Here is a 15,901-nt window from a genome sequence, read left to right as displayed (position 1 = left end):
CGACAGGGAGAGCGGAGGAAGAAGGTGGGGGAGTGACGTCACGCTATCGACGCGTGATGGGAGCTGTCCGACGGATGCACGAATTTCACCCGGACGGGAGAGTTTCGGAACGTGTGGTGGACGACGGGGACGAATGCGAGGCCAAAACTCCGTTCCGCGTGGGAGGTTGCTGCCGTGATGCGGATGATCTTCGGCGTGGGCGTCCCCGGTGACGTGGCCGCGGCCGAACCCAGTGCGGGTGTGACGGTGGCGACGGTGCGTGCGGTGACGGCGCGGCGGCGGCGGGCCGAGGCAGTGGCCGGGGCGGTGGGACGGTGACCGGGCGGCACGGGTCCACGGCCGGGGGCGGCGGGGGCGACGGCCGCGCCGGGCGCAAGGGGATGATCGCCGCCGGCGGCGTCGTGGCCGGCGGGGCCGTGGTGCTCGCCGTGGCGCTCTGGCCCGGCGGCGGGCCGGGCGGCGGCGGTGCGGACCGCGCCGACGACAGTCCGCCCGCGACCTCCGCCGAGCCGAGCCCGAGCCGGAGCTACCCCCTGTCCAAGGCGCCGCGGACGATTCCGGCGGTCGCCGAGCACAGGGCGGCCCGCGGTCCCGGCTGGCAGCCCTCGCCCGAGGGCCGGGTCGTCGTCGCCCGCCAGGACGCGGACGTACTGGCCGACGAGGCGCGGCTGCTCGCCGGTGAGCTGGAGCTGCGGTACGCGCAGGGCGCGAAGGCGAAGGCGGGTGATGTGGAGCTGGCCCTCACCTCGGGCAAGGCGGGTGCCGAGGCGTACTCGCTGGATGTGAGCGACCGGCGCGTACGCATCGCGGCCACCGACGACGCCGGGGTCTTCTACGGCACCCGCACGCTCAAGCAGATGGTGCGCGCCGACGGCACGGCGCCCGAGGGTGTCGTGCGGGACGCGCCCGCCAAGCCGCAGCGCGGGTTCATGCTCGACACCGCGCGCAAGCACTTCTCGGCCGAGTGGATCGAGGAGCGGGTGCGTGAGCTCGCCGACCTCAAGTACAACCAGCTGGGCCTGCACTTCTCCGACGACCAGGGCTTCCGTATCGAGTCCGACTCGCACCCCGAAGTGGTGTCGCAGGAGCGCCTGTCGAAGGCGGAGGTGCGGCGGATCGTGAAGCTGGCCGGGCAGCTGCACATCACCGTCGTGCCGGAGATTGACTCGCCGGGCCACTTGGGCGCGGTGATCAAGGCGCATCCCGATCTGCAGCTGCGGGACACGCGCGGGGTGCCGTCGCGCGGTGCCGTCGACATCTCCAAGCCGGGTGCGGCACGGATCGTCGACGAGCTCCTGGAGGAGTACGCGGAGCTCTTCCCCGGCCGTTACTGGCATCTGGGCGCCGATGAGTACCGCGCCCTGATGGTGCCGGACCCGGAGGCCTCGTACCCCCAGCTCGTCCGGGCCGCGCAGCAGAAGTACGGGGGCGCGGCGAAGGTGCAGGACCTCGCGACCGGGTGGCTCAACGACCGGGCGGAGACGGTCCGTCCGACCGGCAAGAAGCTGAAGGCCTGGAACGACGGGTTCTTCCGCGGCGGCACCGTCAAGGCGGACGAGGACATCGAGATCGAGTACTGGACCGGCAAGGAGTACTCGGCGCGTGAGCCCGTGGAGTATCTGAGCGCGGGCCGCAAGCTGGTGAACCTCAACGACGAGTACCTCTACTACGTCCTCGGCCAGCCCAACACCTTCCGCTACCCCACGGGCCAGCGCATCTACGAGGAGTGGACGCCGCTCGTCGTACGCGGCAGCAAGCCGGTCCCGGAGAAGTACGACGCGCAGATCCTGGGCGGGCGGCTCGCGGTGTGGTGCGACCTGGCGGGTTCGCAGACCCAGGACCAGGTGGCGGCCGGCATCAGGCTGCCGTTGCGGGCGCTGGCGCAGAAGGTGTGGGACGAGCGGAAACCGGCGCTGTCCTGGCGGGAGTTCGAGGATCTGGCGAAGAAGCTGGGCTGAGCGGATGCGCCTTCCGGTGCGGGCGGACACTTCGGACTGTTCGGTGAATGGCCGAAATGCTGTGGACGTCCGGGCCGCAAGCGCATAAGTTCCGCTGGCCGAGCTGCTTGCGGGCGGGCCGTCCTGGGGAGGGACGGCCCGCCCGCGTGTTCTGCGCAGCCGACGGCGAACCATCGCGTTGTCCGAACCCGTGGGGGGTTTCCTGTGTCCGTCATGCCTGTGGCACCACCGTCGCTGTCGTCGTATCGCTCGTCGGCGGGGCTTTCGACGGCCGTCGTCGTGATGCTGTGCGTGCACGTCTGCGTCGATCTGTTCGCGCTGTGGTCGGGTTTCCGGATGTACGAAGTGGCGACCCGGCTCGACGCCGCCTCCGCCTCCGCCTCCGCCAGTGAGGTGGACGGGACCGGCACGGTGTACACGGTGGTCGGCATGGCGCAGCTGTACCTCCTCCTCGCGACCGCCGTCGTGTTCGTGATCTGGTTGCACCGCGTCCGGGTCAACGCCGAGCTCTTCGCGCCCGAGTACCACGCGAAGAAGCGCGCCTGGGTGGTGTGGAGCTGGATCGTGCCGGTGGTCAACCTCTGGTTCCCGCGCCGTATCGCCCTCGACATCTGGGAGGCGAGCACCGTCGGATCCCGCCGGATCTCCGCCGCGCTGATCAACTGGTGGTGGGCGGCGTGGCTGCTGAGCTTCCTCGTGTCCAGGTACGGCAGGACTCCGTATCTGGAAGTCATGACCCTGGGCGAAATGCGGTTCTCCCTCGCCGTCATCATGGCCACCGACGCCCTCGATCTCGTCGCCGCCGCCCTCGCCGTGCTGTGGGTGCGGCGTCTCGTGCGGATGCAGGAGGACAAGGTGCGGCGCCTCGCGGAGCAGGAGCCCGTGCCGGGCGCCGTCTGACCTCTGGTGCTTCACGGCCATGATCTGCGCGTTATGGGTGGCGAACTCCCTTGCAGATGTGTTGGATTCACTCGGAGAGCCGAGAGCCGTCTAGGGGGCAAGGGGGAAGCGGACATGGGCTTCTGGGGGTATTACATCGTCGCGCGCAGTGACCGGCAGCTGGCCGATCTCGACGCGTTGAGCGGCGTACGCGAAGGGCTCTCCCTTCATGAACGGCGGCCGGGCGGCTGGCAGATCTGGGAGGCCGCCGTGCCGGAGGTCGGCTCCATGAGCAAGCTCGCGCAGGACACGGGGGCGCCCGCGCTGTTCGGGTTCGTGATGAACAGCGAGTGCGTGGCCGTGGAGGCGGCGGGTCCGGAGAGCGGGGCGTGGAACGCGTGCCTGGCGCGCGATGCCATGGCCGGATTTCTCGCCGGCGACGACAAGGAGCCGGACGACCTGTTCCTGCCGCCGAGGGACGCGGCCGAGCGGGCGGTGGACTGGGCGCAGGAGGCGGGGTGCGTTCCCGCGGCGGCCGCGGATCTGGTCGCCGTTCTCACCGGGCCCGCCGAACCCTCGGCGGAACTCCTCTTCTTCCGGTTCCTCGACCGGCTCGGCATCCCGGGCGAGTGACGTTTCCAGCCATCGGAACGCAGTAACAGGAAGTGATGCGTCCGCAACGGGAGGCGACCCCTATGAGCCTGGTGGAACTGATCGCTCAGGCCGATGAACGTGACTTGGCCGCCAGTGGCCTGGCCTGCCTCGACCGGTGCCTGCCGTTGCTCGGCGGACGGGACGAGGAAGTGCTCAGGCCGCTGTGGGCGAGCCTTGAGCAGGGCGCCGACTGGGGCGCGTGCCTGGCGCGGGCGCGGGCCGCCTACCCGATCGCCGACACCGACGACGAGGCGACCGACCTGGTCCTGCGCATGCTGGGCGCCGCCCCCGAAACCCCGTCCGCCGAGGGGGTGCGCGCTTGGGCCGACGCCTGCTCGGTGGCGGCCCTGCAGGTGCACCGGCTGCTCGACACGGCGCACGCGCCGGGCGGGGACGGGCCGCTGGCCGCGGGCGAACTCCGCCGCCAGGTAAGGATCCTGGAGCTCCTCGCCGCCACCCACGACACGTCGGCGGGCGGCCTGCGCCGGGCCTTCGAGGTGTCGACGGAGGGCCGCAGGGTCCTGCGCGCGGCGGTGTCGCGGCGGGCGCGGGGGCGGGTGTAGGAGGGCCCGAGGGGGCGGGCGCAGGAGGGTGCGGGGGCCGGGGCGGGCCCTTCAGACGCCCAGGGCGTCCCTGCACAGGAGGCGCAGGGAGCCGTCCGACTCGAAGCCGCGGCGGGCCTCGGCGATGGGGTCCCAGAGGCGGCCGTCGGGGGTGCGGATCCAGTGGTCGCCGTTGTGCTCCTCCCAGGTCGCGCCGCCCGCGCGGACCAGGACTTCGCCCGCGTACGCCCCGAAGCCGCGCAGCGTCTGGGCGACGGCCTCGTACGGCGGGTGTTCACGGCGGAGTTCCGCGATCACGCGGTCCAGGCCCCACAGGCTCTGCGGTGAGTGGTCGAGGCGGAGCCGGGCGCCCTCACGGAGCATCGAGACGGTGTCCGCGGCCCAACGCGCGGGCTTCACGGGCTTGGTGGCTGTGGGTATGGCTTGTGGTGCGGTCATGTACGGGTACAGCGCACGGAGAGCAGGGACCATTACGGGTTGTGGGGCGGTTCCTTCGAACTCTCACAGGCACGTCGCAAGGGGTTTGCTCAATCATCACGGGTGGCGCCGATTCGCGTCCGGCTGATGCGCGTCCGCCCGTCCGTCCGTACGTGACTGTGGCCCCTCGCCGGTCGTGAACGAGGGGCCACAGCGCTGCGCGTGGTGCTACGGGGCCAGGGTCTGGCCCAGGCGCGCGCCCGCCGGTGTGCCCAGTTGGGTCACGCCGTAGTACACGGCGCCGGACAGGGACACTCCCTTGCTGCCGCTGTCCAGCTGCAGGATTGTGCCGTTGCCCGCGTCCTCGCCGTCGACGCCGATGGCGAGGTCCGCGCGGCCGTAGCCGGACAGGTCGTTCAGGACCACGGCCGAGCCGAGCCGGTCGCCGGACTCCGTGGCGCCGGGGACGCCCGCTTCGTCCTGCGAGACCGCGAGCGTGCCCGCGCCGGTCAGGCCGGTGGACGAGCCCGGTACGAGCAGCGAAGTGCCCGCGTCCTTACGGGCGGTGCCGTCCCGCGTGATGTCCTCATGGGGAGCGCCGGCCAGGACGTCCGCGTAGCCGTCGCCGTTCACATCGCCCGCCGCGACCGACCAGCCCATGGCGTCGCCCGACTCCGCGGCGCCGGGGACTCCCGACGTGGCCTGGTGGATCGTGCGCAGGCCCGTGGTCGTGAAGCCGGTGGAGGTGCCGGGCACCATGGTGATCTGGCCGCCCGCGTGCGCGCCCGACTCCGCCGTGTACGGCTGGCCGACGGCGATGTCGTCGTAGCCGTTGCCGTTGAAGTCGCCCGCCGCGATCGAGCGGCCGCCCTTCACCGACAGGGCGCCGACCTTCGTCAGGCCCGTGCGTGTGCCCTTGAACCAGACGACGCGTCCGGTGCCGGACTGGTCGCGGTAGTTGAGGGCCACGTCCGCGTAGCCGTCCCGGTTGAAGTCGCCGGAGGCGGCGTCCGCGTAGGCGAGCGCGCCCGAGCCGGTCGTCAGGTCGCCGCCCATGCCGCTGGAGTCGCCGGTGCGGGCGAACCAGGTGCCGCCGGTGCCGGTCGAGGCGGTGAACACATCGGCCTTGCCGTCGGCGTTGAAGTCCCCGGCCGCCACCGCGCTGCCGAACTTCGCTCCGGTCGCGTAGTCGCCCTCGTCCGTCGTGAAGGACGTGCCGGTGTTCAGGGCCGGGCCGTAGAGGACCGTGACCGCGCCGCGGTCCTTGTGGCCGCTGGTGTCGTCCTCGCCGGGCGCACCCACCACGAGGTCCGCGTAGCCGTCGCCGTTGATGTCGCCCCAGGCGTTGGACGCACCCCAGTTGTCACCGGACTCGGAGGCTCCGGGGACGCCGGGGCTCGACTGGGTGAGGGTCTTCTTCGCGGTCGCGACCGGCCCGTCCACGCCGCCGGGTACGACCGTGAGGGCGCCCACGCCGCCGGACGCCTGGGGTGTTCCGGCCACCAGGTCGGGGATGCCGTCACGGTTGAAGTCGGCCGTGGGGAGCGCCGAGTTGCGGCCCGCGCTCGCGGCGTAGCGGCGGATCTCGGCGAGCTTCGGGTAGAGGTTCTTGCCGGGGCACGCGGTGTTGAAGCCGTCCTTGTGGCCCGAGATGACGTTGAAGTCCTTGAGCACGCCGTTGTATTCGGTGCCGTCGGGCTTGGTCAGGATCTGCTGCAGCGTGACCGTGCCGCCCGGGTTGCCGCCGTACTGGCCGAGCTTCCAGGCCGCGACGCGGGACGCCGCTTCGAGCGCGGCACGCGTCGGCTTGCCCGCCGGGCGGTTCTTGGAGGAGTCGACGGGGTCGACATAGCCCTCGAAGTCGCCGAGGAAGGCGATGCCCGTGGAGTACTTGTTGTAGCCGTAGGTGTGCGCGCCCTTGACCGGCAGGTCGGCGCCGCCGCCGCGGCCCTCGAAGATCTGGCCGCACTTGTCGACCAGGAAGTTGTAGCCCAGGTCGTTCCAGCCCTCGACGTCCACGTGGTACGTCATGATGCCGCGCACCAGCGCGGCGGACTCGGCGCAGCTGTAGTTGTTCCCGCCGACCGTGTGGTGGACGAAGACCGCCTGGATCCTCTCGATGTACTCGGCCGGGTCCTTCACCTTCGACTCGTCGGCGCCCCACGCGGCCCGGCCGGTGATCGGCGGACGCTTGACGGTGGACGGCGGCGCGGGCGGCTTCGTAGGGGTCGGGTCGGGGGAGGCGGTCGGGGACTCCGTGCCGGTCGGGCCCGGTGTGGCCGTCGGGTCCGGTGTGTCCGTCGGGTCCGGCGCGCCCGTGGGGGCGGTGGGCCCGGGAGTGCCCGGCTCGCTCGGCTCGTCGGTGGGGCCCGAGGACTCGTCGCCCGTCGGCTCGACGGGGGGCACGGTCTCATCGGCGGCGTACGCGGTGACGGCGCTGTCTGCGGTGTACGCGGCCGGGGCGAGGTCCTGCCCGGTGAGCGCGGGGTTCTTCGCCTCCTTCGCGGTCACGCCCGGGTCGACCAGATTGACCTCAAGTCCCTTGGGGAGACCGGATGTCGAGCTGCCGTCGGCGGCGACGACCCGGACCTCGACGCCGTCCGAAGGGCCGACCCACAGCGGCTCGGACGCGCCCCGCATGCCGGGCTCCACGTCCTCGCTGATATGCGGATCGAGGCCCAGGGGCTGCCAGTCGGACCAGGTGCCGGTGCCGGCGGCACGGGTGCGGACCTGTGCGCTGCCGTCGATGGTGGTGCGCGGGCCCTGCCAGGAGACGCCGAGCAGCGAGAACGGCTCGGTGCCCGTGCGCGGCAGCTCGCGCTCGCCGGCCTCGCCCGAGCCGTCCGGCTTCAGGGCGATGTCGTGCACCTCGGCGGGACGCTTGGTGCGGGTGAGGTCATCGGCGGCCTGCTCGCCCGTTCCCGCCATGGCGTACGTGACGGCGCCGGTGCCCCCCAGTACCACCGCGCCGACGGTCAGCCAGGCGCGGCGCTTCAGGCTCAGCGGCTTGTAGGCATGGCCTGTGGTGCCCCGTGCGGTTCCGTCACCTCCACCCTTGGCTCTTCGTGTCCTTTTCGTGCCTCTCAGGCTCAATTGCCCCACCCCTTGGGAGAGTTGCCGTCTCGGTCGCCACTGCCGCCCCAGGGCGCGCAGAACTGGACGAGCACCTATGACCCGTCGCGGCACCGAATGGTTGTACGAAACCGGGGGTGACTTTCTTCGCAGCGCCAGGCGGTGACACGGGGGGTGTGCGCCGCGCTGAAATCGCTGGGGCCGTGTGTGCGGCCGACGGGGGCGAGGGGGAGGGGACGGAGCATGGGGGGCGTACGGGTCGTACGGCCGAAGTGGGTCCGCGCGGCGGGAGTTTGCGCGGTGGTGGGGCTGCTTGCTTCCTGCGGCGGTGGCGGTGGCGGTGGCTTCGGTGCGTTTCCGGTGGAGCGAGGGGCCGAGAAGGCGGTGGGGAAGGGCGGTTCGCAGAGGGCCGCTTCTCAGGGGGCTGGGTCGGCCGCGCGTCTCGTCGAGGAGTCCTTCGGCCTGCTCGCCGAAACCACCTCGGTGCGGATGACGGCCGTCCTGGAGGCGCCGGACGGCGAGCAGCGCACCACGCTGCATCTGGACCGGGAGGGCAACTGCACCGGTTCGGTCGATGCGGGGCCGATGAAGCGCGGCGACGTCATCGTGCTCGCCGACGGGCGGATGTGGCTCCGGTACTCGGAACGGGCGCTCGCCGAGGTCCGCGCGGAGGCCGAGCGGCGCGGCCCCGAGATCGCGGCCAGGGTGCGGGAGCGTACGGCGATGGCCAGCGGCAAGTATCTGCGGCTGCCGCGGACCGCCGCGTTCTCGGACGGCATGTGCGATCTGGACAAGGCCCAGTCGACGCTGCCCGGCGCGCGTCCTGTGCGCTCCGGCGAGGTGCGGCGGCGGCCCGCCGTCACCCGCGACGGTCAGCGCGTCGTGCCGGTGACCGGGCCGCGCGGCGCGGCGGGCGAGGAGACGCTGTACGTGGCGGCGTCCGGCAAGCCGTCTCTCGTCGCGATCACTGGTGAGCAGCAGGGCCGCTCGCTGGAGATCGGCTTCAGCGGCTACGGCACGAAGGTCCTGGCCGGGCCCCCGCCCCGGGAACAGGAACTCGTCCTGCGCGGCGGGGGCGGCCTCCTCGAGGTGTGACGGCTCGCTGTGACCGGTCCGCTGTGACGATTCCGTGCGCCGGGGCGCAGTAACCCGTGGGGGCGCGGGCACGGTGTGCGGTGCTGTCGGCGGTGCGAAGAGGAAAGCGTGGGGCGGGCGTTCGACGAAGAGCTCGGTGCGGCGGTCGCGCGGGCGCAGGACGGTGACGAGCGTGCCTTCGCGGACGCGTACCGCCTTGTGCAGCCCGGCCTGCTCGGTTACCTGCGCGGACTCGTGGGCGACGAGGCGGAGGACGTGGCCGCCGACGCCTGGCTGGAGATCGCCCGGGACCTCGGCCGGTTCCGTGGCGACGGCGCGGGCTTTCGCGGCTGGACCGCGACCATCGCGCGGCACCGGGCGCTCGACCATCTGCGGCGCCAGAAGGTGCGGCCCCGTACCTCGGCCATGGAGCAGGACGTCCTCGAACTCCCCGACGGGCGCGACACCTCGGCCCAGGCCATCGAGTCCCTCTCCACGGAACGTGCTCTGGAACTGATCGCGGGGCTGCCGCGCGACCAGGCCGAAGCGGTGCTCCTGCGCGTCGTGGTCGGCCTCGACGGCCCGGCCGCGGCCCGTGTCCTCGGCAAACGCCCCGGCGCGGTACGCACGGCGGCCCACCGGGGGCTCAAACGCCTCGCGCGACAGCTCGAACCGGGCCTCGCGAACGGCCCCGCGGCCGGCGGCGCAGCCGGCGATGTGACGGATGACGGGCCCCGGACGCTGGGTGATGCGCGATGAACACCGACGAACGCCCAGACGGCGGCCCCGACGAACGCCCCGACGAACGACCCGATGACCGACCCGGCGCACCGGACGGGCCCACCTGGTCCGGAGGGCCGGACGGGCCCACCTGGTCCGGAGGGCCGGACGGGCCCACCTGGTCCGGAGGGCCGGACGGGCTCCACGAGCCGGGGAACTCCCCGGCCCTCGACGCCCTCCTCGCGGCCGCGGGCCGCCCCGCCCCCCGTGGGGACATCGACCCGCAAGCCCTGGCCGCCTACCGCGCCGCCCGCGACTCCGGCGCCTTGAATGCCGGTGCCGCCCGTACCCGGCGCCGCGACGACTGGCGGCCCGCGAGGGTGCGTGGGCGCCGTGGGTCCGCCGTGCGGGCGGCGATCGGTGCGCTGCTCGGCGGGCTCGCGCTCGGCGGGGTCGCGGTGGCCGGGATCGGGGGGCCCGACGAAGATCCCGGTGCGCCGGCCGACTCCCGCCCCGGAAGGGCGAGTTCGGCTCCGGCCGCGCCCACGCCCACACCGACGCGTACCGGGCCTGTGCCCGAACCGGCGGTCACCCCGTCCGCTTCCGCCGGGCCCACGGCCTCCGCCGCGCGTGAGCCCGAGGCCACACCCGGCGCGCGCCGCCCCGCACCCGTACGCCCCACTCAGGAGGTACGCGTGCTGTGCGAGGCGTACGAGAAGGTCGACGGCCGCGGCGGCGCGCTCGACGCGGAGGCGTTGCGGCGGCTCACGGACGAGGCGGCGGGCGAGGGTGCCGGTGACGTGGCGGCGTACTGCGATACGCGACGCCGCGTCCCGTAGAACCCATTGACTCCGTGGAGCCCGTAGAACCCATTGACTCCGTGGAGCCCGTAGAGCCTGTTGAACCATGGAGCCCGAGGGCCAGCGATCGGCCGGGGCCGCCACCCCCCACAGGAGAGGCCCCGGCCGTCGCACGGCACGGGCCGCACAGGCCCGTACTCCTTTCAGCGCCGCGCATGCGTTTTGTGTCACACCGCTCTGCGTCACGCTGTAGTTGCAGGTTGTACAAACATGGACGTGGCCCCCGTTCACGCCGTAGCGTCTGGTTCCTGCTGGGCTGCGACACGGGCAGGATGAGGGAGTTGTTGGGGGACGACGCGGAGCTGACCACCGCGGTGCTTGCGGCACAGAACGGGGACGAGACCGCGTTCCGTACTGTGTACCGCGCCGTGCACCCGCGGCTGCTCGGCTATATCAGAACGCTGGTGGGTGAGCCGGACGCCGAGGACGTCGCGTCCGAGGCGTGGCTGCAGATCGCCCGTGACCTCGACCGTTTCGACGGCGACGCCGACCGGTTCCGCGGCTGGGCCGCGCGGATCGCCCGTAACCGGGCGCTCGATCACATACGGATGCGCGGCCGCCGCCCCTCGATCGGCGGCGACGAGAGCGAACTCACCGGCAAGCCGGGCGATGCGGACACCGCGGACGAGGCGATGGAGGCACTCGCCACCGGCGACACCCTCGCCCTGATCTCCCAACTGCCGCAGGACCAGGCCGAGGCCGTGGTGCTCCGTGTCGTCGTCGGCCTCGATGCGAAGAGCGCCGCTCAGACTCTCGGCAAACGCCCCGGAGCCGTGCGCACCGCCGCCCACCGTGGCCTGAAGCGGCTCGCCGAACTGCTCGGTGCCGATGCCGCCGACGGCCTCGGCGCGGTCCCCGCGCAGCCAGGGCGTGGCAGCGCCGCGCGTGCGCCCATGTCATCGGCGGGTGTGACGGATTCGCGTTCGCGGACGCAGAAGGACATGTGATGGCCGACGAGCGGTACAAGTGGCTTGATGGGGACGCAGCGGAGCGTTTGCTTCGCGGCGAGCCCCTGGACGCCGTCGACGATCATGCCCGTGCCCAGGCCGAGCGGCTCTCCGACGCCCTCGGCACGGTCCGTGGCGCGCACCCCGGCGACCCGGCGGCCAACACCTTGGCAAACGGTGAACTCCCCGGTGAAGAGGCCGCGTTGGCCGCTTTCCGGGCGGCTCGCGCAGCGGACGCCACGCGTGTAGACAGTGCGGCGGCCGTGCCGGGCGGCCCGGCATCCGGACGCACTCCGCTCAGCGACAGCGGCTCCGTACGCATCGGGCGCGGCGGCAGCGGCGGCCGCACCCGTATCCGCTGGGGCAGACCCGTGCGGTACGGCCTGGCCGCCGCGCTCGCGGCCTGTGCGCTCGGCGGTGTCGCCATGGCCGGTGCCGGAGTGATCCCCACGCCGTTCGGCGGAGACGACAACCCCGCCCCCGGCACCTCCGTGTCCGCGGTGCCCACACCTCCCGACCCGCTGCTTTCGTCCTCGCCCGGATCCTCCTCGTCGGCGCCCGGCGTCTCGGGCTCCGGCTCCGAGACCCCCGACGGCAGCAGTCACACGCGGCCCGGCGGCGGCCACCCCTCGGCGGGCGGCAGCGAAGCGCCGACGACGGGCAACGCCGCGGGACGGCCGACCGCGCCGAGCGACGACGACGCCGACCGGCGCAAGGAGTGGTACGCGCGGGTCGTCACGGGCTGCCGCGACTATCTCGACGGCAAGCCGATGGACCCCGAGAAGAAGCGCCGGATCGAGGCGGCCGCCAAGGGCCCCGAAGGCGTCCGGCAGTTCTGCAGCAAGGTCCTCGCCGCGGACGAGAGCGGCGCCGCGGCCGGTGACGGGGGATCGGGCTCGGGCGGCGGATCCGGTTCGGGCTCCGGCTCGGGCGGCGGTGGCGAGGACGACGGCGAAGGCTCCGGTGACGGGGACGGCGGCGGCCACAGGGGCGGCGGCAACCACCACGAGGGGAACGGCGCGGTGGCCCCGTCGCAGGCCGCTCCCACCCCCGTGCCCACAGCCACGGCCACGGCGACCGCGACCCCCACTTCCACGGTCTCGGCGACCCCGTCCGGCGAGTCTTCGGGCGATGCCGGTAATCCGTGATCACTCCGTGATCCGCGGGGTGTGACACTTTTCCGGACCCGGGCGCAGTAATAAGTGAGCCGACTGGTCATCGGCCGCGCGCGAGCCGGGGTTCCCCCCGTACCCACGGCTTCAGCGCAATGGCGGGGGTGGGACACGTTCCCCCGGTCCCACCCCTGCCCCTCACCGGGTCAACGCACCGGGTCAACTCACCAGTACACGACGACCTTGTCGCCCTTGCGCACCTGCCCGAAGAGGGCCGCGATCTTCCCCTCGTCCCGTACGTTCACGCAGCCGTGCGACGTGCCCGAGTAGCCGCGGGCCGCGAAGTCCGACGAGTAGTGCACCGCCTGGCCGCCGCTGAAGAACATCGCGTACGGCATGGGGGTGTCGTAGAGCGTCGAGACATGGTGCCGCGACTTCCAGTAGACGCTGAAGACGCCCTCGCGTGTGGGTGTGTACTGCGAGCCGAACCGCACGTCCACGGTCGATACGCGCTTGCCGTCCACCATCCAGCTCAGCGTGCGGCTCTTCTTGCTGATGCAGAGCACCCGGCCCGTCAGACACCGTGCGTCCGGCTTCGCGGGCGGCTGGTCGCCGCCCGCGTACAGGTCGAAGTAGCCCGGCTTGCCCGTCATCCCGAGCAGCCGCTGCCACGTGCCGGTGTCCGTCTCGCCCGTGCGGGGCAGGCCGCGCTTGCCCTGGAAGCCCTTGACCGCCTTGACGGTGGTGTCGTCGTACCGGCCGTTCGGGTACTGCGGGAACCAGCCGATCTGCCGCAGCCGCGCCTGCAGCTCGCGTACCTTCGTGCCCTTCTCGCCGGGCATCAGGACCAGCGCACCGGCGTTGGACGACGGGTTGGAGGAGGCGCCGGATGACGGCTTGCCGTCCGGTGACGGCGACTTCCCCGCGCCCTCGCCCGCGGACTCCCCGGCCCCCTTGCCCGGCTGCTGCGCCGGCTGTCGCGCCGGACCCGTGCCGGTCGCCTGCACCGTGCACCCCGCGGCCAGGACCACGGCGGCGGCCGCCACCAGGGCCCGCCGTGTGCCGGGCACACGGCGGATGCCGACGGCCCGCCGGATGCCGGCCGCCCCTCGTATGCCAAAAGTCCGACGCATCGCATCCCCCCGCTGTCGTCGCGTACCCCTTCAGATGGTTCCCGCGCATGATTGGTTGCGAACCGCTCACAAGGTCTGCACAGGAGGCGGAGGACCATGGCGCGTGAGTCCGAGTCGGGACTGCCCATCGAGCCGGTGTACGGCCCGGACGCCCTGACGGGCTGGGATCCGGCGGCACGCCTCGGCGAACCCGGCGAGTACCCCTTCACCCGGGGTGTGTATCCCTCGATGTACACGGGGCGGCCGTGGACGATGCGGCAGTACGCCGGGTTCGGCACCGCCGCCGAGTCCAACGCCCGCTACCGGCAGCTGATCGCCGGCGGCTCGACGGGCCTTTCGGTCGCCTTCGACCTGCCCACCCAGATGGGCCACGACAGCGATGCGCAGCTGGCGCACGGCGAGGTCGGCAAGGTCGGCGTCGCGATCGACTCGGTGGACGACATGCGGGTGCTGTTCGACGGCATCCCGCTCGGCCAGGTGTCGACGTCGATGACCATCAACGCACCGGCGGCGCTGCTCCTGCTGCTCTACCAGCTGGTGGCCGAGGAACAGGGCGTCACCGCCGCGCAGTTGACCGGCACCGTGCAGAACGACGTGCTCAAGGAGTACATCGCGCGGGGCACCTACATCTTCCCGCCCAAGCCCTCGCTGCGTCTGACCGCGGACATCTTCCAGTACTGCAACGCCGAGATGCCGAAGTGGAACACCATCTCGATCTCCGGCTACCACATGGCGGAGGCGGGGGCCTCGCCCGCGCAGGAGATCGCCTTCACGCTCGCCGACGGCATCGAGTACGTCCGTACCGCCATCGCCGCCGGTATGGACGTGGACGACTTCGCGCCCCGGCTCTCGTTCTTCTTCGTGGCGCGCACCACGATCCTGGAGGAGGTCGCCAAGTTCCGTGCCGCGCGCCGTATTTGGGCCCGGGTGATGCGGGAGGAGTTCGGCGCGCGGCATCCCAAGTCCCTGATGCTGCGCTTCCACACGCAGACGGCCGGGGTGCAGCTGACCGCCCAGCAGCCCGAGCTGAACCTGGTGCGGGTGGCCGTCCAGGGCCTCGGCGCGGTCCTCGGCGGCACCCAGTCGCTGCACACCAACTCCTTCGACGAGGCCATCGCCCTGCCCACCGACAAGGCCGCCCGGCTCGCCCTGCGCACCCAGCAGGTCCTGGCCCACGAGACCGATGTGACGGCCACCGTGGACCCCTTCGCCGGTTCGTACGCGGTGGAGCGGATGACCGACGACATGGAGGAGGCGGTCAATGAACTGATGGGCCGCATCGAGGAGTTGGGCGGCGCCGTCAACGCCATCGAGCAGGGCTTCCAGAAGGGCGAGATCGAGCGCAGCGCCTACCGCATCGCCCAGGAGACCGACGCGGGCGAGCGGGTCGTGGTCGGGGTGAACCGTTTCCAGCTGGACGAGGAGGAGCCCTACGAGCCCCTGCGCGTCGACCCCGCCATCGAGGCGCAGCAGGTCGAGCGGCTCGCCCGGCTCAGGGCCGAGCGGGACCAGGGCGCGGTGGACGCGGCCCTTGCGGCGCTGCGCGAGGCGGCGGCGGGAGAGGCGAACGTGCTGTACCCGATGAAGGACGCCCTGCGCGCGCGTGCCACCGTCGGCGAGGTCTGCGACGCGCTGCGGGAGGTGTGGGGGACGTACGTGCCGAGCGGCACCTTCTAGAGGCGGCCGACCGGGGGCGTCCGAGGCCCGTACGCTCCCGAACCGCTCGAACGAGTGATCCCATGCCGTAGGTCTGCGGCGGCGGATACTCTCGAACCAGAGTGATCCCCGAAGGGAGGGTGCTGTGGCTGTGATGGAGCGCGAGATGACGGTTGCGGAAGCTGCCGAACACCTCTGGTACGCGTTGCCCGGGCACCGCGTGGAGATTCTCCAGGGGAGGCTCACTGTGACACCACCGGCTGACGGCTCGCATGCGCTGTCGTTGACGAAGCTGGGCAGGGCATTCGACCGGGCCGGGATCGAGGCGGCCGGTCTTGAGTACGTCCAAGGCGTCGGCCTCTGGCTGACCACGCGGGCCGACGATTACGCGGTTCCGGACTTCGCCGTGGTCGAGGAGGACTTCCGGGACGCCTTGGTCCAGAAGAACTGCTACGCCCCGAACGTCTTCCGCCTGGTCCTGGAGGTGACGTCCTCGAACTGGGCCGACGACCTCAACACCAAGGTCGAGTGTTACGCCCAGGCCGGTGTTCCCGTCTACCTGGTGGTGGACCGCAAGCACGACGAGGTCCTGCTGTACCGCGACCCGGTCGACGGTGCGTATCCGAAGCCGGAGCGGTTCAAGCGAGGGCAGGCCGTGCCCGTTCCCGAGTCCGTGGGCGTCACCCTCGACCTCGACGTGGACATCCTGCTCGACGGTGAGTCCTGACCCCTTGATACGGCGGGACCTGACCCCTTGATGCGCCGAGCACCCGCCCCCTTGAACCGCTAGCGCCTCACCCGGGTAGCCTCCCCCGGATGGGGAGACGGGTGGGGCGACACGGGCGGGTGCAGAGCG

General features: G+C 72.3%; 15 protein-coding genes. 12 read left to right on the top strand and 3 right to left on the bottom strand.

Annotated features, from left to right (window positions below; translation table 11 throughout):
• Positions 1-174 precede the first annotated feature (174 nt).
• The 5 genes from ACFQVC_RS24315 (at position 175) to ACFQVC_RS24295 (ending at position 4,054) form a co-directional block, all read left to right on the top strand.
• The gene (locus ACFQVC_RS24315; RefSeq protein ID WP_381834118.1) at positions 175-318 is read left to right on the top strand and encodes a hypothetical protein; all 144 of its coding nucleotides are present in this window, start codon (positions 175-177) and stop codon (positions 316-318) included.
• Between the two features lie 62 nt (positions 319-380).
• A complete protein-coding gene (locus ACFQVC_RS24310; protein WP_381834730.1) occupies positions 381-1,958 on the top strand; it encodes a beta-N-acetylhexosaminidase in 1,578 nt (525 codons plus the stop codon).
• Between the two features lie 213 nt (positions 1,959-2,171).
• The gene (locus ACFQVC_RS24305; RefSeq protein ID WP_381834115.1) at positions 2,172-2,858 is read left to right on the top strand and encodes a DUF4328 domain-containing protein; all 687 of its coding nucleotides are present in this window, start codon (positions 2,172-2,174) and stop codon (positions 2,856-2,858) included.
• 114 nt (positions 2,859-2,972) lie between these two features.
• Complete coding sequence (locus ACFQVC_RS24300) at positions 2,973-3,470, top strand: hypothetical protein (RefSeq protein WP_381834112.1); 498 nt, start codon at positions 2,973-2,975, stop codon at positions 3,468-3,470.
• A gap of 62 nt (positions 3,471-3,532) precedes the next feature.
• Positions 3,533-4,054, top strand: coding sequence for a hypothetical protein (locus ACFQVC_RS24295; RefSeq protein ID WP_381834110.1), 522 nt, complete (start codon positions 3,533-3,535; stop codon positions 4,052-4,054).
• Positions 4,055-4,105: 51 nt separating this feature from the next.
• Here the strand turns inward: ACFQVC_RS24295 and ACFQVC_RS24290 are convergent, their stop codons facing one another.
• Both ACFQVC_RS24290 and ACFQVC_RS24285 read right to left on the bottom strand, forming a co-directional pair.
• Entirely contained in the window at positions 4,106-4,492 is a 387-nt protein-coding gene (locus tag ACFQVC_RS24290; protein ID WP_381834107.1) for a hypothetical protein, read from the bottom strand.
• Between the two features lie 207 nt (positions 4,493-4,699).
• The gene (locus ACFQVC_RS24285; RefSeq protein ID WP_381834104.1) at positions 4,700-7,564 is read right to left on the bottom strand and encodes an FG-GAP-like repeat-containing protein; all 2,865 of its coding nucleotides are present in this window, start codon (positions 7,562-7,564) and stop codon (positions 4,700-4,702) included.
• A gap of 222 nt (positions 7,565-7,786) precedes the next feature.
• Between ACFQVC_RS24285 and ACFQVC_RS24280 the strand changes: the two genes are divergently transcribed.
• The 5 genes from ACFQVC_RS24280 to ACFQVC_RS24260 all read left to right on the top strand — a co-directional run bounded on the left by ACFQVC_RS24280 (position 7,787) and on the right by ACFQVC_RS24260 (position 12,292).
• Entirely contained in the window at positions 7,787-8,638 is an 852-nt protein-coding gene (locus tag ACFQVC_RS24280; protein ID WP_381834101.1) for a hypothetical protein, read from the top strand.
• A 108-nt stretch (positions 8,639-8,746) separates the two neighbouring features.
• A complete protein-coding gene (locus ACFQVC_RS24275) occupies positions 8,747-9,376 on the top strand; it encodes an RNA polymerase sigma factor (protein WP_381834098.1) in 630 nt (209 codons plus the stop codon).
• Positions 9,373-10,176, top strand: coding sequence for a hypothetical protein (locus ACFQVC_RS24270; protein ID WP_381834095.1), 804 nt, complete (start codon positions 9,373-9,375; stop codon positions 10,174-10,176). Before ACFQVC_RS24275 ends, ACFQVC_RS24270 begins: the two co-directional genes overlap by 4 nt.
• 302 nt (positions 10,177-10,478) lie before the next feature.
• Positions 10,479-11,144 (top strand): RNA polymerase sigma factor, encoded by a 666-nt coding sequence (locus tag ACFQVC_RS24265; protein WP_381834728.1) that lies wholly within the window; start codon positions 10,479-10,481, stop codon positions 11,142-11,144.
• On the top strand, positions 11,144-12,292 hold the full coding sequence (locus ACFQVC_RS24260; protein WP_381834092.1) for a hypothetical protein: 1,149 nt from the start codon (positions 11,144-11,146) through the stop codon (positions 12,290-12,292). The genes ACFQVC_RS24265 and ACFQVC_RS24260 overlap by 1 nt, the downstream gene beginning before the upstream one ends.
• Before the next feature lie 188 nt (positions 12,293-12,480).
• Here the strand turns inward: ACFQVC_RS24260 and ACFQVC_RS24255 are convergent, their stop codons facing one another.
• Entirely contained in the window at positions 12,481-13,389 is a 909-nt protein-coding gene (locus tag ACFQVC_RS24255; RefSeq protein ID WP_381834089.1) for a L,D-transpeptidase family protein, read from the bottom strand.
• 96 nt (positions 13,390-13,485) lie between these two features.
• Here ACFQVC_RS24255 and ACFQVC_RS24250 point away from each other — a divergent pair, with 96 nt between their 5' ends.
• Positions 13,486-15,066: an acyl-CoA mutase large subunit family protein gene (locus tag ACFQVC_RS24250; protein WP_381834086.1), complete on the top strand. Its 1,581-nt coding sequence runs from the start codon at positions 13,486-13,488 to the stop codon at positions 15,064-15,066.
• Positions 15,067-15,292: 226 nt separating this feature from the next.
• Positions 15,293-15,772, top strand: a complete 480-nt coding sequence (locus ACFQVC_RS24245; RefSeq protein ID WP_381834083.1) for a Uma2 family endonuclease — start codon at positions 15,293-15,295, stop codon at positions 15,770-15,772.
• Positions 15,773-15,901: the final 129 nt, after the last annotated feature.

Source organism: Streptomyces monticola (assembly GCF_042665355.1).
GTDB classification, from domain to species: Bacteria; Actinomycetota; Actinomycetes; order Streptomycetales; family Streptomycetaceae; genus Streptomyces; species Streptomyces monticola.
Note: the sequence above shows the minus strand (reverse complement) of the source record. Positions and strands in the feature narration are given on the sequence as shown.